The organism is Aurantiacibacter sp. MUD11, from assembly GCF_026967575.1.
Classification (GTDB): Bacteria; Pseudomonadota; Alphaproteobacteria; order Sphingomonadales; family Sphingomonadaceae; genus Alteraurantiacibacter.
The window spans coordinates 350,157-366,329 of sequence record NZ_CP114054.1 but is presented as its reverse complement, the minus strand read 5'-3'; the positions used below and the strand labels follow the sequence as shown (position 1 = coordinate 366,329).

Annotated in this window: 16 protein-coding genes and 1 tRNA gene; 13 read left to right on the top strand and 4 right to left on the bottom strand. The window is 63.9% G+C overall.

All coding sequences use genetic code 11. The annotated features are described in order from the left end of the window. The first annotated feature begins 7 nt into the window (after positions 1-7). Positions 8-97 (top strand) — tRNA-Ser (locus tag OZN62_RS01850). 3 nt (positions 98-100) lie between these two features. On the opposite strand, the gene OZN62_RS01845 is transcribed toward OZN62_RS01850, so the two are convergent. Continuing rightward, positions 101-2,110, bottom strand: coding sequence for a PAS domain-containing hybrid sensor histidine kinase/response regulator (locus tag OZN62_RS01845; protein ID WP_269101020.1), 2,010 nt, complete (start codon positions 2,108-2,110; stop codon positions 101-103). Between the two features lie 145 nt (positions 2,111-2,255). Between OZN62_RS01845 and OZN62_RS01840 the strand changes: the two genes are divergently transcribed. The 12 genes from OZN62_RS01840 (at position 2,256) to mazG (ending at position 12,730) form a co-directional block, all read left to right on the top strand. Beyond that, positions 2,256-2,624, top strand: coding sequence for an Hpt domain-containing protein (locus OZN62_RS01840; protein ID WP_269101018.1), 369 nt, complete (start codon positions 2,256-2,258; stop codon positions 2,622-2,624). Between the two features lie 169 nt (positions 2,625-2,793). Next, entirely contained in the window at positions 2,794-3,663 is an 870-nt protein-coding gene (locus tag OZN62_RS01835; RefSeq protein WP_269101016.1) for a hypothetical protein, read from the top strand. 82 nt (positions 3,664-3,745) lie between these two features. Then, positions 3,746-4,777 carry a lytic murein transglycosylase gene (locus OZN62_RS01830; protein ID WP_442864405.1) on the top strand — a complete coding sequence of 344 codons (1,032 nt, stop codon included), beginning with the start codon at positions 3,746-3,748 and terminating at the stop codon, positions 4,775-4,777. A 37-nt stretch (positions 4,778-4,814) separates the two neighbouring features. Next, positions 4,815-5,822, top strand: a complete 1,008-nt coding sequence (locus tag OZN62_RS01825; RefSeq protein WP_269101012.1) for an SPOR domain-containing protein — start codon at positions 4,815-4,817, stop codon at positions 5,820-5,822. A 37-nt stretch (positions 5,823-5,859) separates the two neighbouring features. Beyond that, a complete protein-coding gene (locus tag OZN62_RS01820) occupies positions 5,860-7,020 on the top strand; it encodes a D-alanyl-D-alanine carboxypeptidase family protein (protein WP_269101010.1) in 1,161 nt (386 codons plus the stop codon). Continuing rightward, positions 7,017-7,652, top strand: a complete 636-nt coding sequence (gene tmk, locus OZN62_RS01815) for a dTMP kinase (protein WP_269101008.1) — start codon at positions 7,017-7,019, stop codon at positions 7,650-7,652. The genes OZN62_RS01820 and tmk overlap by 4 nt, the downstream gene beginning before the upstream one ends. Continuing rightward, positions 7,649-8,611 carry a DNA polymerase III subunit delta' gene (locus tag OZN62_RS01810; RefSeq protein WP_269101007.1) on the top strand — a complete coding sequence of 321 codons (963 nt, stop codon included), beginning with the start codon at positions 7,649-7,651 and terminating at the stop codon, positions 8,609-8,611. The genes tmk and OZN62_RS01810 overlap by 4 nt, the downstream gene beginning before the upstream one ends. Further along, positions 8,604-10,175, top strand: a complete 1,572-nt coding sequence (gene metG / locus OZN62_RS01805) for a methionine--tRNA ligase (protein ID WP_269101006.1) — start codon at positions 8,604-8,606, stop codon at positions 10,173-10,175. The genes OZN62_RS01810 and metG overlap by 8 nt, the downstream gene beginning before the upstream one ends. Next, positions 10,172-10,969 (top strand): TatD family hydrolase, encoded by a 798-nt coding sequence (locus OZN62_RS01800; RefSeq protein WP_269101005.1) that lies wholly within the window; start codon positions 10,172-10,174, stop codon positions 10,967-10,969. Before metG ends, OZN62_RS01800 begins: the two co-directional genes overlap by 4 nt. Next, positions 10,966-11,733, top strand: coding sequence for an MBL fold metallo-hydrolase (locus OZN62_RS01795; protein ID WP_269101003.1), 768 nt, complete (start codon positions 10,966-10,968; stop codon positions 11,731-11,733). The genes OZN62_RS01800 and OZN62_RS01795 overlap by 4 nt, the downstream gene beginning before the upstream one ends. Then, positions 11,730-11,897, top strand: a complete 168-nt coding sequence (locus OZN62_RS01790) for a hypothetical protein (RefSeq protein ID WP_269101001.1) — start codon at positions 11,730-11,732, stop codon at positions 11,895-11,897. The genes OZN62_RS01795 and OZN62_RS01790 overlap by 4 nt, the downstream gene beginning before the upstream one ends. Positions 11,898-11,968: 71 nt before the next feature. Continuing rightward, positions 11,969-12,730 carry a nucleoside triphosphate pyrophosphohydrolase gene (gene mazG, locus OZN62_RS01785; protein ID WP_269100998.1) on the top strand — a complete coding sequence of 254 codons (762 nt, stop codon included), beginning with the start codon at positions 11,969-11,971 and terminating at the stop codon, positions 12,728-12,730. On the opposite strand, the gene hflX is transcribed toward mazG, so the two are convergent. The 3 genes from hflX to ntrX all read right to left on the bottom strand — a co-directional run bounded on the left by hflX (position 12,727) and on the right by ntrX (position 16,155). Beyond that, positions 12,727-14,025 carry a GTPase HflX gene (gene hflX / locus OZN62_RS01780; RefSeq protein ID WP_269100997.1) on the bottom strand — a complete coding sequence of 433 codons (1,299 nt, stop codon included), beginning with the start codon at positions 14,023-14,025 and terminating at the stop codon, positions 12,727-12,729. The two genes, mazG and hflX, sit on opposite strands and share 4 nt — an antisense overlap. A 26-nt stretch (positions 14,026-14,051) precedes the next feature. Continuing rightward, positions 14,052-14,612 (bottom strand): RNA chaperone Hfq, encoded by a 561-nt coding sequence (gene hfq / locus OZN62_RS01775; RefSeq protein ID WP_269100995.1) that lies wholly within the window; start codon positions 14,610-14,612, stop codon positions 14,052-14,054. A 157-nt stretch (positions 14,613-14,769) separates the two neighbouring features. Continuing rightward, positions 14,770-16,155, bottom strand: a complete 1,386-nt coding sequence (ntrX, locus tag OZN62_RS01770; protein WP_269100993.1) for a nitrogen assimilation response regulator NtrX — start codon at positions 16,153-16,155, stop codon at positions 14,770-14,772. Positions 16,156-16,173 lie beyond the last annotated feature (18 nt).

Below are 16,173 nucleotides of genomic sequence, written 5' to 3'. Positions count from 1 at the left end.
CTCGGTCGGATGGGTGGCAGAGCGGTTGAATGCACCGGTCTTGAAAACCGGCAAGGGTGCAAGCCCTTCGTGGGTTCGAATCCCACCCCATCCGCCAGCTTCAGGGCCAGACGGTTTCCTTGCTGCCGGCGAATTTGGCGATCACGCCGGCCAGCGCCTGCAGCGAAATCGGCTTTGCCAGGTGGTCCTGCATTCCCGCATCCAGCACCCGTTCCCGGTCCTCGGGAAAGGCATTGGCGGTGAGGGCGACAATCGGCAACCTGTGCAAGTCGAACCCGCTTCCGCGCAGTAGCCGCGTCGCTTCGTAACCGTCGACTTCGGGCATCTGGATATCCATCAGCACGAGATCGTAGGGCTTGCCGGCACCCTCTGCCGACCTGACCTGCTCAACCGCCGCAGCACCGTTGCCGGCAATGCCATGCTCGACCCCGAGCTTGTCGAGCATGGCCGTCATCAGCAGCTGGTTGACGTCGTTGTCTTCCGCCACCAGCACCCGCGCACCCTGGACGAGCGGCGTCAGCTGGGTTCCCTCGTCGCGCGCCGCGGCAGAGGCGCTGGTCGTGACCAAGGGGACGGAAAGCGTGAAGCAGGAACCTTCCTGCAGCTCGCTTTCCACGGTCAAGGTGCCGCCCATCAGCAGCGCAAGCTCACGCGAGATGGCAAGCCCGAGGCCGGTGCCGCCAAATCGCCCGTGGATGTCGGGGGTAGCCTGTTCGAAGTGACCAAAGATAGCGTCGAGCTTCCCGCCAGCGATGCCGATGCCGGTGTCCCTGACGGCCAGGTTCAACAGCGGGCCATCCACCCCCTCGGCGACTTCGGCGACGAGGGTAACCGTGCCGCTGTCGGTAAATTTCACGGCATTGCTCAGCAGGTTGAGAATGATCTGCCGCAGACGCAGCTTGTCCGCCCTTATCCAGCGCGGGACATCCGAGGCCACGACCAGCTCGCAGCGGACACCCTTTGCCTCTGCATCCGGTTCGACCAGTGCACGCGAGCCGCGCAACAAGTGGGGCAGGTCGGTCGCCTTCTCCCGCAGTTCCAGCCGTCCGGCTTCCACCTTGGAGAAGTCCAGCAAGTCGTTGAGCAGCGGCATCATGCTGTGGCTGGACTCGATGATCTGCCGCGCCTGCCCCTGCTGATCACGGTTCAGCCCGGAATTCGCCAGCAATTCGGCAAACCGGATAACGCTGTTCATCGGCGTACGGATCTCGTGGCTCATATTCGCCAGAAAGGCGCTTTTCGCCGCGACCGCAGCCTCGGCCTTGTCGCGCGCTTCCTGCAGTTCCCGTGCCGCCGCGAAGGTGTCGGTGATGTCCTTGAACACTCCGACGACGCCAACGACCTCTCCCGCAACCGATTCCTCACACTGCCCCACCGAAACGACATGGCGAAGGGTGCCGTCCGGCCGGACGATACGAGCCTGGAACGAGAAGTCTTCCATCTGGTCGATGGCGCGTTCGAGCGCCCTCTGCACGATTTCGCGATCCTCGGGGTGGTAGAATTCGACCGCCTTCTCGAGACTGGGAATGAAGTTGGCCGGTACGCCGTGAATCTTGTACACCTCATGTGACCAGAACAGGCTGCCGCTGACCAGGTCCACCTTCCAGTGGCCGACATTCGCCATGGCTTCCGCCATCTGCAGCAGGCGAGTGCTTTCGCGCAGGCGTGCGCGCTCTTCTTCGGACCGCAGTTCGTCGTTGGTTCGGTCGGAGATGTCGCGCACGGTGCCGACGAATTCCTTCACCAGGCCCGTCTCGCTATCGGTAATCGTCCGGAAGTTCGCTTCGAGCCAAACGTAGTGGCCATCCTTGTGCAGGTGCCGGTACCGGGCAATCCGCGCCTTGGCACCGCGCAGCAGGCTCTCGCTCACTTCCAGCGTGTGCGCCCGATCATCCGGATGAATGCCGGCCAGCGGCGACTGGCCGACCATCTCTTCGACGTCGAACCCGAGGATTTGCTTACAGGCCGGGGACACATACCGGCGCACCCTGTCGGAACCGATGATCACCCGCATGACGCCCGGGTCATCCGGGAACCCGTCGAATTTCGCACGACGATCCGCTGCAATGGCAAGGCCGGCGGGCGAATCAGCCTGCCATCGCCCCCACATGAAGCGCGCGAAAGTGACTGCGATTCCCCCTGCCAAGAAGGCCAGTACGGGGTAGACCACGGTGGACAATCGATGAACTCCCTGAATTCATTCGCGGGCGATTGGGAACGTTGCCATTCGCGCCCACCCGGTCCATGTTCGTTGCATGACACAACCCATTTCGTTTGCCCATCTGGACCTGATCGAACAGGGTGAGCTGGAGCGCATGATGGACTCGGTTGGTGCAAAAGCTCTGAGCGCCATCATGCGTAGATTTGCCCAAAGCAGCACAACCCAGGCTGGCAGGATCGCAGGGTTCATCGAGTCAGGCGACCACGGAGCGGCTTGCGCAGAGGCGCGTTCGCTGAAGGGGGCAGCTGCTGTTGTAGGGGCCTCCAGACTGGAAGCGATTGCTGCTGTCATCGAGGCCGCACCGGACACAGCTGGCCGAAACGAGATATGGGAATTGCAGGGGATCGTTGCCGAAACGAAGGCATGGATCGAGGCGAACCTGCAGCCGACGAACCCCGATTAGCTTGCGGTGCCTGTACCTGCTCCGTCAATCGCGAGGAAAACCTCGCACAGATTGGTCGCGGCCTCTCCATTCCCCCTCGTGACAGCCGTTAAACGGCGCGCTAGGAATTGTACAAAGTCAACGATGGGCCGCGTAACGGCCACGGGACAAGAGAGAGGACCGACAGACAATGACCCGCAAGATTTGCGCCTTGCTTGCCGCAACCGCTGCCATGACTACCGCCACGCCTGCATTCGCCCAAGGCGCCTGCACGCGCGACCAGCTGCAGGAAATGGCCGACAGCTGGGTTGCCGCCATCGAGCAGGGCACGATGATGACCATGCAGCTGGGCGAGTGGGTCGACTACAATGAGAACTTCGGTCGCGCCTCGCTCGGCGGCTTCCTGAGCCCGGCAAGGGAGGTGAACTGGCATCTGGCACTGCTCGACACGACCACCTGCCAGGTGTTCGTCGAAGCCGTGATGAAGGATGCGGAAAACCCCATCGTCACCGCCACGCAGTTTGGTCAGGGGTTTTTCGGCGTCGGCCCGTTCGACAACATCGTCACCGACGAGGGGGACTGGCTGTTCGACGCGGAAGCCACCTATGAATACGCCCGGCGCGAGGACTGGGGCATCATTCCCGAAGGCGAGCGCGCCAGCCGGGAAGAGCTGATCGCTGCTGCCGACGCCTATCTCGACCTGTTCAACGATCCCACGGTCGAGGTGCCATGGGGCGAGCCCTGCGCGCGGCTGGAAGGCGGCATCTACTCCGGTCGCGGTGAGCCGACCGACACCTGCAATGTCGGCGTGCCCGAGGGCGTGGAACTGGTGAACCGTCGCTATGTCGTCGACGTGGACAAGGGGGCGGTGAACGTCTTCCTCGAATTCGGTGAGAACCGCCGTCCCGACAGCCACACGTTCCGGGTCGAGAATGGCAAGCTCCGTTACGTGCACACGGTAACCTATTGCGAGGAAGAGAATTGCGGCTTCGGGCCGTTCTCCGAAATGCTGGAGCGCAACCCGAACATGCAGCCGCCTTACGCCCCGCTCGACGAATAGGCGTACGCCAGCGGCACTTGGCCGCATTGCGCATTTCCGGGGATTCCATCGGCAGGCAGCCTGCATTAGGCTGCCTGCCATGATGTTTCCCAGACTGCGCCGCATCGGCGCTCTTGCCGCCGCGATCGTGCTGACAGTCACTCCTGCTACCGCGCAGGAGGAGCCTTTCGACGAGTATCTCGCCACCGTCGCGCAAAAGGCGCGGGGGGAGGGCGTCAGCCAGGCGACCATCGACAGGGTCTTCACCGGTCTCACGCCGCACTCGCGCGTGCTGGAACTGGACCGCGACAACGTGTCCTCGGGTGGCTCGGTCAATCCGGCAACGGGCTTCGCCTGGATGTCCAGCTACCTTCGCCGTCACAATACGCCCTCACGGATCTCCGGCGGAGTGCGCAAGCTCGCCGAAGTGCGTCCATTGGCCGCAGAGGTGGAGCGGCAATATGGCGTCCCGGCCGAGATACTCGTCGCCATTTGGGGACATGAGACGGCCTATGGCGCGGTGATGGGCAGCTTCGACCTGCCGCGCTCGCTGGCCACCTTGGCTTGGGATGGGCGCCGCCGCACGCTGTTCGAACGCGAACTGATCGACGTGCTCAAGATGGTCGACCAGGGTGTCCCGCGTGACCAGCTTACGGGCAGTTGGGCAGGAGCCTTCGGCAACGGCCAGTTCCTGCCGAGCGTCTACCTCCGGCTGGCCGTCGATGGCGACGGCGATGGCGACCGCGACGTGTGGACCAGCGACGTCGACACACTGCATTCGATCGCCAACTATTTCCGCGATGCCGGATGGCGCACGGGGGAACCATGGGCGGTACGCGCCTACGTGCCGAATTCCGCCAACCTTGCCGGGATCGAGAACCGCGTCACATCGCCCGTGTGTCCGCGCGTGCACGAGCGCCACAGCCGCTGGCTGACCGTCCGCGAGTGGCGCGAACGCGGCGTGGAACCGCGCGCACCCATCGGCGATGACGTTATGGCTGCCCTGTTCGAACCCGATGGCCGGGCCGAGCCGGGCTACCTCTTAACGCAGAATTATAAGGTTATCCTCGAATATAACTGCTCGAACTATTACGCGATGAGCGTGGGGTTGCTTGCAGATGAGATTGCCCGATAGCCAGAAAGTTCGCGCATTTGCGCGCCTTACGGTAACCATGTCGTTTGCCGCTGCACTGGCGGCTTGCGGCTCGTCGCGCGATGCCGGGCTGGCTTCGGTTGCCGCCACGCCCGCCGCCAACGGCCCGCAGGCGGACTACCCGATCACCGTAGGCGCGCCCTATACCGTGGACGGCATCACCTACACGCCGGTCGACGTCTTCAACTATGACGAGGTCGGCTACCTGACCGCCGAAACGGGCACCATGGGTTATACCGGCGCGCATCATACGCTGCCCGTTCCCAGCTATGCCGAAGTGACCTCGCTGGAGAGCGGACGGACAGTGCTGGTGCGGCTGGAACGCCGCGGTCCGATGGATTCCACCCACCTCGTCGCCCTGTCGCCGGCAGCCATGGCGCAGCTGGGCGCCACGGCGGAAACCCCGGTCCGCCTGCGCCGCGTCAATCCGCCGGAGGAGCAGCGCGCCATGCTGCGATCAGGCAATGCCGCGCCCTTGCGCATGGATACCCCGATGTCGCTGGTTTCGGTTCTGCGCCGCCGTTTGCCGGCCAGCGGCTCGGCCTCGCTGAGCGCCGACGCGGCAATTCCCCAGCCGATCGAGACGGTCGAGGTTGCCGCTTCAACTGCAACACCGGCTCCTGCCGCGGAGCTCCCGTCCGCCGATGGGCCGGCGGAGTATGTCGCTGCGGTCGAAGTGCTGGTGCCAGCGCCGGTGGAGCTGGAAACCAGCGTAGCCGAAGCCCCAGTGGAAACCGCGACCGTGGCCGAAGCCGCCGTCGAACCCGCACCGGAAGTGGCGGAGGCGGAGGTCGAAGCTGAAGCGCAGCCCGCTGCCGACGGCCGATTCATGGTTCAGGCCGCGACCTTTTCCACCATCGAGCGGGCGCGCAGCGCTGCCAACGTGCTGGGCGGCGAAGTATCGCAAGCCGGACGCTACTTCCGTGTTCGAACCGGCCCCTTCGCAACCCGTGGAGAAGCCGAGGCGTCGCTCGCCAATGTCCATCGCGCGGGCTATACCGACGCTCGAATCCTGACCAGCGGCTGAGCCTGCATCTCCGCCGCTTTCGTGTGGTGGAGTGCGTGTGCGTTATCTGAGAGGACTGGCAATCGCGGCAGCAGCGCTTGGCCTGGCCGCCACTCCTGCCAATTCCGCCCCGTCTCCCGCTCCGGTGCCGCAGGAAATACCGGTCGGGCTGCTGGTCGACCTGTCGACCGGGCAGACGCTGTTCTCGCGCGAGGCGGAACGCCGCTTTGTGCCCGCTTCGGTCACCAAGGTGATGACCGCCTACACCGCCTTCAAGTTGATCGAGGATGGCGAACTGCACCCCGGCATGACTTTCGCCTATTCGGAAGAGCTGGAGGAAGCCTGGTACAACGAAGGCTCCAACATGTTCCTGCGGGCGGGGGATCAGCCGACCATCGGCCAGCTGCTGCTGGGCATCACCACCGTATCCGGCAATGACGCGAGCGTGGCACTGGCCGTGGCTGCCACCGGTTCGCTGGAGGCATGGCTGGACCTGATGAACGCGAATGCGCGCGAACTGGGCATGCGCAACACGCATTTCGGCTCTGCCAATGGCTATCCCGACGGCGGGCAGACCTACACCACGGCAGAAGACCTGGTGACCCTCGCGCGGGCTATCACGCAGGATTACCCGATTCTCTACCGTCGCTATTTTGGTCATCGTACCCTGCGCTGGGGCGACATCACGCAGGCCAATCACGATCCGGTCACCGGCCGGGTGAACGGCGCTGACGGCATGAAGACCGGTTACACGCGCGAGGCCGGCTTCACCTTCCTGGGCTCGGCAGAGCGAGAGGGCAGGCGACTGGTCATGGTCCTGGCGGGGGCGCCTGACGGACCGCTGCGTGACCGGACCGCGCGGGCCTTGCTGGAATGGGGGTTCGACGAGTTCGAACAGCGCACCGTGGTGCCCGGCGGCTTCGAGGTCGGCAGCGCGCAAGTACAGGACGGTGCCGCGCCGCAGGTGCCGCTTCGCACACCGCACAATGTCACGGCGGCAATCCCGCGAGAGGCGCAGGAGCAAGCCAACTGGACGATGGAAGTCGTCTATCGCGGTCCGATCCAGGCGCCGATCATGGAAGGTGACCGGATTGCCCGCTTGCGCCTCAGCGTCGATGGCGAGATAGCCATGGAAGTGCCGCTTGAAGCGGCCCAGTCGGTGCCGCAGGCCAATGTCCTGCAACGGATTGCCAATGCATGGAGGAAGTGGACGGCGTGAGCAGCGGGCGTTTCATCAGCCTTGAAGGTGGGGAAGGTGTGGGCAAGTCGACCCAGGCCGCCATGCTGGCCGATGCCTTGCGCGCCCGTGGCATCGAGGTTGTGCTGACGCGCGAACCAGGCGGCACGCCCGGAGCGGAGGCTATCCGCAAGCTCCTGCTCGACAGCGAACTTGAAATCGGCGGCCGCACCGAAGCACTGCTGTTCGCCGCCGCACGCGCGGACCATGTCGAGAAGACCATCGCTCCGGCGCTCGATCGCGGCGCCTGGGTGGTGTGCGATCGCTTCGTCGATTCGTCACGCGCCTACCAGGGCGGCGGGGATGACCTGTTCGACGATGCCATCATGGCGCTGCACAATATCGGTTCGTGGGGGCTGATGCCGGACCTGACATTCCTGCTGCAGGCCGACAGCGAGGAGGTGGCACAGCGCCTGGCGGAACGCGATGGCGACAATTCGGATCGCATCGGTGGCCGGTCTGCCGCCTATCACGCAGGTGTCGCCGAACGCTTCCGCACGCTGGCCGCGAGCGATCCCGAACGCTTCGTCGCCATCTCCGCCGAAGGCACGCCCAGCGAGGTGCACGAGAGGATCATGCGCGCGATGGCGCCGCTGACAGGTGAGGGCGGGTGAGCTACATTGGCCATGACGAGGCCTGGGCCGAGTGGCGCCGCGCCTTGTCCGGCGAGCGGATGCACCACGGCTGGATCCTCTCTGGCCGCAAGGGCGTGGGGAAATCCGCCTTCGCACTGGCCGCCGCGCGCGAACTGGTAGCGGAAGACGGCATCCCCCAGCCCGAAGGCGACCATCCGGACATCCGCTATCTTACCCATCCGCCCAAGAACGATGCCGAGGCGCGCAAGCAGGCGGACGGCAAGCCATACGAGCTGGCGCGCAACATCAAGATCGACCAGATCCGCGAACTCCAGCGCCGGCTGACGACGCGGCCCACGCTGGGCAGCCGTCGGGCGGTCATCATCGACCCGGCCGACGACCTAGAACCGGGCGCGGCCAACGCGCTGCTCAAGAGCCTGGAGGAACCGCCACAAGGCACTTTCTTCCTGCTGATCGCCCATCGGCTGGGCAGGTTGCTGCCGACGATCCGTTCGCGTTGCCCGGTGCTGACGTTTCCGCGCGTGTCCGATGCCGACATGGACGCCATCCTCGCGCGCGAAAGTCCGCAGGCCAGCGCCGATATGCGCGAGGCTGCAATTGCAGCTGCCAGCGGCTCTCCCGGTGCAGCCATCGATTTCGTCGAACTGGACCTGGGCAAGATCCACCAGCTGATGCGCGAAGTCGTCGATCGCGGCGATCCCGACTTTGCCCTGCGCGGCCAGCTGGCGGCCGCCATGGGCGCCCGTCCGAGCCGGGAAAAGCAGCTTGCCGCCATCGAACTGGCGCGCGCAGTCGTGGCTGATCGCATGCATGGCGTCACCGGGCGGCAAATCCCGGCACTGGTCGAAACCCACGGTGCGCTGGTGCGGCTTGCCGGGCAGGCACCGACCTACAATTTCGACCCCGGATTGCTGGTGATGGAAATCGGCACCTTGCTCGCCAACCTTGCGGCTTCTAGTGAAGCCGCCAATGCCTGACACATTCTACCTCACCACCGCGATTCACTATCCCAATGGCAAGCCGCATATCGGCCATGCCTACGAGACGATTGCCGCTGACGTGCTCGCCCGCTTCCATCGCCAGATGGGGCGTGAAGTGCGCTTCCAGACCGGAACGGACGAGCATGGCCTGAAAATGGCGCAGAAAGCGCGCGAACTCGGCATGACGCCGCGCGCGCTGGCGGACGAGATGTCCGGCTATTTCCGCGAACTCTTCGACCGGTTGGACATAAGCTACGATCGCTTCATCCGCACGACGGAGGAAGAACACTATCGTGCCAGCCAGGCGATCTGGCAGGCGATGGAGGCCAATGGCGACCTCTATCTCGACCGTTACGAGGGATGGTACTCGGTCCGCGACGAAGCCTATTACGACGAGAGCGAACTGGTCGAAGGCGAGGGTGGGGAGAAGCTTTCCCCGCAGGGCACCCCGGTGGAGTGGACCGCCGAGGAGACCTGGTTCTTCCGCCTGTCGAACTACGCCGACAAGTTGCTGGCATTCTACCGCGAGAATCCCGACTTCATCCGTCCCGAAAGCCGCCGCAACGAGGTGATGCGTTTCGTCGAGGGCGGCCTGCGCGACCTTTCGGTCAGCCGCACCAGCTTCGACTGGGGTGTGCCGGTGCCGAACAGTGAAGGCCACGTGATGTATGTCTGGGTGGATGCGCTCACCAACTACCTCACCGGTCTCGGCTATCCTGACGAAACGGAAGAGATGGCCAAGTTCTGGCCCGCCGACCTGCACCTGATCGGCAAGGACATCGTGCGCTTCCACACGGTCTACTGGCCGGCCTTCCTGATGAGCGCCAATATCGCACTGCCCAGGCAGGTGTTCGGCCACGGCTTCCTGCTCAATCGCGGGCAGAAGGAGAGCAAGTCGCTCGGCAATGTCACCGATCCGGGCGAACTGGTCGATGCCTATGGCGTGGACACACTGCGCTATTTCCTGCTGCGCGAGTTCACCTTCGGACAGGATGGCAGCTATTCACAGGAAGCCATTGTAAACCGAGCAAATTCGGAACTCGCCAACAGCTTTGGAAACCTCGCGCAGCGCACGCTGTCGCTGCTGTTCAAGAATTGCGAGGGCAACCTGCCGCCGATCAGCGGGCACACTGCTGAGGACAACGAGCTGTTCGCCCATATCGATCGGGTGATCCACGAGGAAATGCCCGCTGCCTATGCGGACCTCGCCTTTGCGCAGGCATTGGAGGCGTGGATGGGCGCCGTATTCGCCTGTAACGCCTACATCGACGCGCAGGCGCCCTGGGCGCTGAAGAAGACCGATTTCGAAAGGATGAAGACCGTGCTCGCCACGCTCTACATCTGCATCGCGCAATTGGCCGTGGCGGTCATCCCGGTCATGCCGGGGTCGATGGCGAAGCTGCTCGATGCCATGGGTATCGATCCCGAACTGCGTACGCCCGAGGGTATTCGTTCGCACTGGTACTCGCCGCTCGCCGAGAGCGATTACCGGATCGAGAAGCCGCAGGGCATTTTCCCGCGGCTGGAACTGCCTGAAAGCGAGGGGGAGGGCGCGCAATGACCGTTCACGCCCCGCTGATCGACAGTCATTGCCACCTCAATTACGAGGGGCTGGTGGAACGCCAGCAGGACGTGCTCGCCAATGCGCGCGCCGCCGGTATCACCGGATTCCTCAATATTTCGACCCGCGAACGCGAATGGCGCGACATTGTCGCCACGGCGGAGCGGGAACCCGATGTATGGGCCACGGTGGGCATCCATCCGCACGAGGCTGACAAGCATGCCGACCTCGGCCGCCAGGTACTGCTCGACGCGACGAACCACGAGCGGGTGATCGGCATCGGCGAAAGCGGGCTGGATTACTATTACGACAAGTCCGATCGCGCCGTGCAGCGCGACCTGTTCCGCATGCATATCGGGGTAGCGCGCGAAACCAGGCTGCCGATCGTCATCCACACGCGCGACGCGGAAGAGGACACTATCGAGATCCTGCGGGACGAGATGGAGAAGGGCGCCTTTCCGGCGCTCATTCACTGCTTCACCGCCTCGGCCGACTTCGGCCGCAAGGTACTGGAACTGGGCCTGACGATTTCGCTCTCGGGCATCGTGACCTTCAAGAACGCCCGCGAAATCCAGGAATTCGTGCCCGAAATCCCGCCGGAGCGACTGCTCGTCGAGACTGATAGCCCGTTCCTGGCACCGGTCCCGCACCGCGGGAAGACCTGCGAGCCGGCATTCGTTCGGCATACCGCCGAATTCGTGGCCGAACTCCGTGGTCAGCCAGTCGAGGAAATCGCGGCAATCACGTCCGCCAACTTCTTCAACTTGTTCACGAAAGCCGAGGCCCCTTCGTGAAACTGATCGTCCTTGGTTGCGGTACGTCAACCGGGGTTCCGCGCATCGGTAACGACTGGGGTGAATGCGATCCGGCGGAGCCGAAGAACCGGCGGAGCCGGGTTTCGATTATCGTCGAAAGCAACGAGGGTTCGCGCCTGCTGGTGGATACGTCGCCGGACCTGCGCTCCCAACTGCTCGCCAACAATATCGACAAGGTCGATGGCGTATTCTGGACGCATGACCACGCCGATCATTGCCACGGTATCGACGACCTGCGCCCGATGCGCTTCGGCAGGACCGCCGGCATTCCCGGTTTTGCCTCAAACGAGACCTGCCACAGGCTGCGCAATCGCTTTGGCTACGTGTTTGCCGGCCAATATGGATATCCGACAATAGTCGAGCTGAAATCGCTCGATACCTTGCGGATCCATGCCGGATTTGGCGTCGAGAGCGTGGAAATGCCGCACGGACCGATCACGACAACCGCATATCGCTTTGAAGCTGACGGGAAATCAATCGGTTATGCGACGGACTTCAGTGAGATTACCGACGATATGGTCGATCTGTTCTACGAGATCGACATTCTGGTGACCGATTGCCTGCGCCGTGAGCCGCACCCGACGCATGCCAGCCTGGCAGAGGCGCTGGAACTGGCCGAACGAACGCGCGCCGGCACGACGGTGCTGTCGCATCTCGACAAGAGCATGGACTATGCGACGCTGAGCAGCGAAATTCCCGACAATGTCCTGGTGGGATACGACGGAATGGAGCTGGTCGCATGAATGATGGAGCCATCGTTTCAATCGTCGCCTTGGTCGGCTGGCTGGTGCTCGCGCTCGGCGCATACCGGTCGCATCGCATCAATGCGTCAAGAACGGTGCGCATGGCTCTGATTTGGCTGTGTATCTTCACGGGTATCGCGCTGGTGTTCGGAATGGTGATCTGACCGAAAGCCCCCCTCGCAGCCTCTAATATATTTTACATAATATATATTATCATCCCAAGGTAGCTTTCCGCATGGCCGACCAGATTTCCCGCCTCCTCTCGATCATGGCCCGGCTGCGTGATCCCGAGCATGGCTGCGAATGGGATGTCGCGCAAAACTTCAAGACGATCGCGCCGTACACGATCGAGGAAGCATACGAAGTCGCCGACGCCATCGAGCGCAACGACATGGCTGACCTGCGTGGCGAACTTGGCGACCTCCTGCTGCAAGTCGTCTTTCACGCGCGCATGGCTGAGGAAGCCGGTCATTTCACCTTCGACGATGTTGCGCGCGCCATTTCGGACAAGATGGAAGCCCGCCATCCGCATATCTTCGGCGACGAAGGCGGCGTCATGGACGGCCAGCGCTGGGAAGACATAAAGGCCGCAGAACGGGCGGACAGCGGCGCTGAGAGCGCGATGGACGGCGTGGCGCCGGCGCTACCGGCCCTCATGCGTTCCGAGAAGCTGCAAAAGCGTGCCGCGCGGGTCGGGTTCGAGTGGCATGACGTCAAAGGGCCCCGAGACAAGCTGCTCGAGGAGATCGACGAGCTCGAATCCGCTTCGGACGAAGAGAAACTTGTCGAGGCTGGCGATGTCCTCTTCGTCGCCGTGAACATCATTCGGCGCTACGGCGTCGATGCCGAAGAGGCCTTGCGCGCTTCAAACGCCAAGTTCGAACGCCGTTTCCGGGCCATGGAGCAAATGGCGACTGCCGACGGGAAGGATTTCGCCAGCCTCTCGCTCGATGAGCAGGAGGAATACTGGCAGCGCGTCAAACGGGCGGAGGGCTAGGCGCCCAGCGCCTCGAACCGGCCGAGTTCCTTCTCGGTCAGCCGCACCTCGATGCGGCGCAGCGGACCGCCCTCTCCCTCGCCTGCATCCTCGTCTGACAGCACTTCGCCATGCGCGTGCAGCCAGGCAATGCGCTGGCCGTCGGCCGCCGGCAGGACCAGCGAGTGCAGTCGCGCACCCTGCGTCAGCAACGCGCCCAGCTTCTCGCGCAATTCCTCGACGCCTTCGCCGGTGACGGCGGAAATCGCCATGACCTTGTCGTCTTGCGCGGCAACCTCGCCCAGTGCCTCGCGCTGTTCGTCGCTCAGCAGGTCCCACTTGTTCCAGACCTCGAGGATCGGCGTGGCCTCCCCTTCCCCAGCGTCTTCGACCACGCCCAGTTCGCCCAGCACGTGCAGCACCTGCTTCTTCTGCGAGGCGCTGTCCGGGTTGGCGATGTCGCGCACGTGCAGCACGATGTCAGCCGCGGTGACCTCTTCCAGCGTCGCGCGGAAGGCGGCGACAAGCTGGGTCGGCAGGTCGGAGATGAAGCCCACAGTGTCCGACAGGATCGCCTTTTCGACGCCCGGCAGGGTGATGGCGCGCATGGTCGGGTCCAGCGTGGCGAAGAGCAGGTCCTCGGCCATGACGTCAGCCCCGGTCATGCGATTGAACAGGGTCGACTTGCCGGCATTGGTATAGCCCACCAGGGCGATGACCGGCCAGGGTGCCCTGCCCCGCCGCTTGCGGTGCAGTTCGCGCGTCTTGCGCACCTGTTCCAGTTCCCGGCGCAGCTTGGCCATCCGGTCGCGGATCATCCGGCGGTCGGCCTCGATCTGCGTTTCACCGGGTCCGCCGAGGAAGCCGAAGCCGCCACGCTGGCGCTCGAGGTGAGTCCAGCTGCGGACCAGGCGGCTCTGCTGGTAGTCGAGATGCGCCAGCTCGACCTGCAAGCGACCTTCAGCCGTCGATGCCCGCTCCCCGAAAATCTCGAGGATCAGGCCGGTACGGTCGATCACCTTGCGGCCGATCTTGTCTTCCAGGTTGCGCTGCTGGATTGGCGTCAGTGCACCATCGACGATGACCAGTTCGGCCTCATGCAGCTCACAGTCGGTGGCGATGCGCTGCACCTGCCCTTCACCGAACAGGGTGTTCGGCCTCACCATGCGCACGGGCAGGACATAGCTGTGCGCCACGACTATGCCGATGGCGAGCGCAAGCCCCTCGGCCTCGGCCAGGCGGGCATCGGGATCGTCGTCGCGCCGCTGCGCGCGAATATCGGGGCATATGACGAGGGCGCGCGCACCGCGCGTCACCTCGCCTTCAATGTCGTCGTCGAAAATCAGTCGTCGCTTTCGTCGTCATCCAGGTCATCGGTCAGGTCGACCGGGCTGGCGGGCTGGATGGTCGACACCGCGTGCTTGTAGGCGAGCTGGACGTATCCGTCACGTTCCAGCAGCATGCAGAACAGGTCGAAGCTGGCGATGCGTCCCTGCAGCATGACGCCATTCACGAGGAACATCGTTACCTGCACCTCGGCATCGCGCACGCGGGAGAGGAAGATGTCCTGCAACAGGCGCTGCTTGCGACCGGCCAGCGGTCCAGGGCCGAACTGGTCGGCATCCATCGGCTGGCCGGGCATGATCGTGGAGATCGCGTGCTTGTAGACCAGCTGGGACTGCCCGTCGCGACGCAGCAGGATGGAGAAATTGTCGAACCAGGTGACGATACCCTGCAGCTTCACGCCCTTGACGAGGAACATAGTCACCGGGATTTTCTCCCGACGCAGGTGATTGAGGAAAACGTCCTGGAGATTGGCGCCCTTGCCGGAATTGGCAGGCTTGGCGCTCGCCTCGGGCTCAGCCGCTGCTCGCGGGCGTGCCGAAAGTGTACCTTTGGTCATTTACCTGACTCCATTTTCTTGGCGGCGCATGGCCGCAGTCTGGTGGCCCGGTATGACAAAACCGTGACTCACCGCTACACATCGTTGTGCGGTGCAGCATATCAAGAAGTGGAATGCACAAGCAAGGCGAATTGTTCCACCTCGCCTGCAAGAAGTTCTATTCCTTGTCGCCGTTCCCGTTCCGCTCGTTCATTCCAAGCAGCTTCAACTTACGGTGCAAAGCCGACCGTTCCATGCCGATAAAGCCGGCGGTCTTGGAGATATTGCCAGAAAAACGGCGGATCTGGATGCGCAGGTATTCACGCTCAAAGCTCTCGCGCGCCTCGCGCAGGGGAACACCCATCAGCGTTGACATTCCACCACCGCTTTCGTCGGAACCTCCGGTCACTTCGGGTGGCAACATGTCCGGCGTGATGGTGCCGAATTCCTCGCGCGGGGCGAGGATAACGGTGCGTTCGATTACGTTGCGCAGCTGGCGCACGTTGCCGGGCCAGTCGTAGGCTTGCAGGGCGGCCAGCGCTTCGGGCGCGATGGTCGGCGGCTCCAGCCCCTGCTCGCGGGCATAGCGAGTGAAGAAATGCTCGGCCAATGCGGGAATGTCGTCGCGGCGCTCGCTCAGCGGCGGGATGGCGATCGGCACCACGTTGAGGCGGTAGAACAGGTCCTCGCGGAAACGCTTTTCCTCGATCTCCGCCAGCAGGTCGCGCGCAGTGGAGGACACCACGCGAACGTCCACGCCAACCTGCCGGTTGCCGCCGACGCGCACGAAGCTCTGGTCGGTCAGCACGCGCAGGATGCGCGCCTGCGTGCTCTCCGGCATGTCCGCCACCTCGTCGAGGTAGAGCGTGCCACCGTCGGCGAGTTCGAGGAGGCCGGGCCGCACCAGCTTGCCGTCAGCCTCTTCGCCGAACAGTTCGGACTCGAACCGCTCCGGCGTGATGCGAGCCGAATTGACGGTGACGAAGGCCTTGTCGGCACGCGGGCTCCAGGCATGGAGCAAGCGCGCGGCAACTTCCTTGCCCGCCCCAGCCGGGCCGCTCACCAACACGCGGCTGCCGGTATTGGCAACCCGCTTCAGCGTGGCGCGCACGGCGTTGATGGCGCTGGAATTGCCCGTGAACTCGTCGGGCGAGGCCATGCCCTCGCGCAGCCGCTCGTTCTCGCGGCGCAGGCGCTCGGTCTCGGTCGCGCGTTCGACGAGGTGCAGCAGCTTTTCCGCTTCGAACGGCTTTTCGATGAAGTCCATCGCCCCGCGGCTGACAGCGGAAACCGCCGTATCGACGTTGCCGTGTCCGGAGAAAATGATCACCGGCAGGTTCGGTTCGCGCGCCTTGATCGCATCGAGCACTTCCAGCCCGTCCATCGGGCTGCCGTGCAGCCATACGTCCAGCAGCACGAGGCTGGGACGCCGCTCGTCCACCATTGCCAGCGCCGTATTGCTGTCGCCAGCGGTGCGGCATTCGTAGCCTTCGTCGCTGAGGACACCGGCCACGAGATCGCGAATATCGCGTTCATCGTCCACGACCAGGATATCGAGTGCCATTCAATGCTCTCCTGCAAT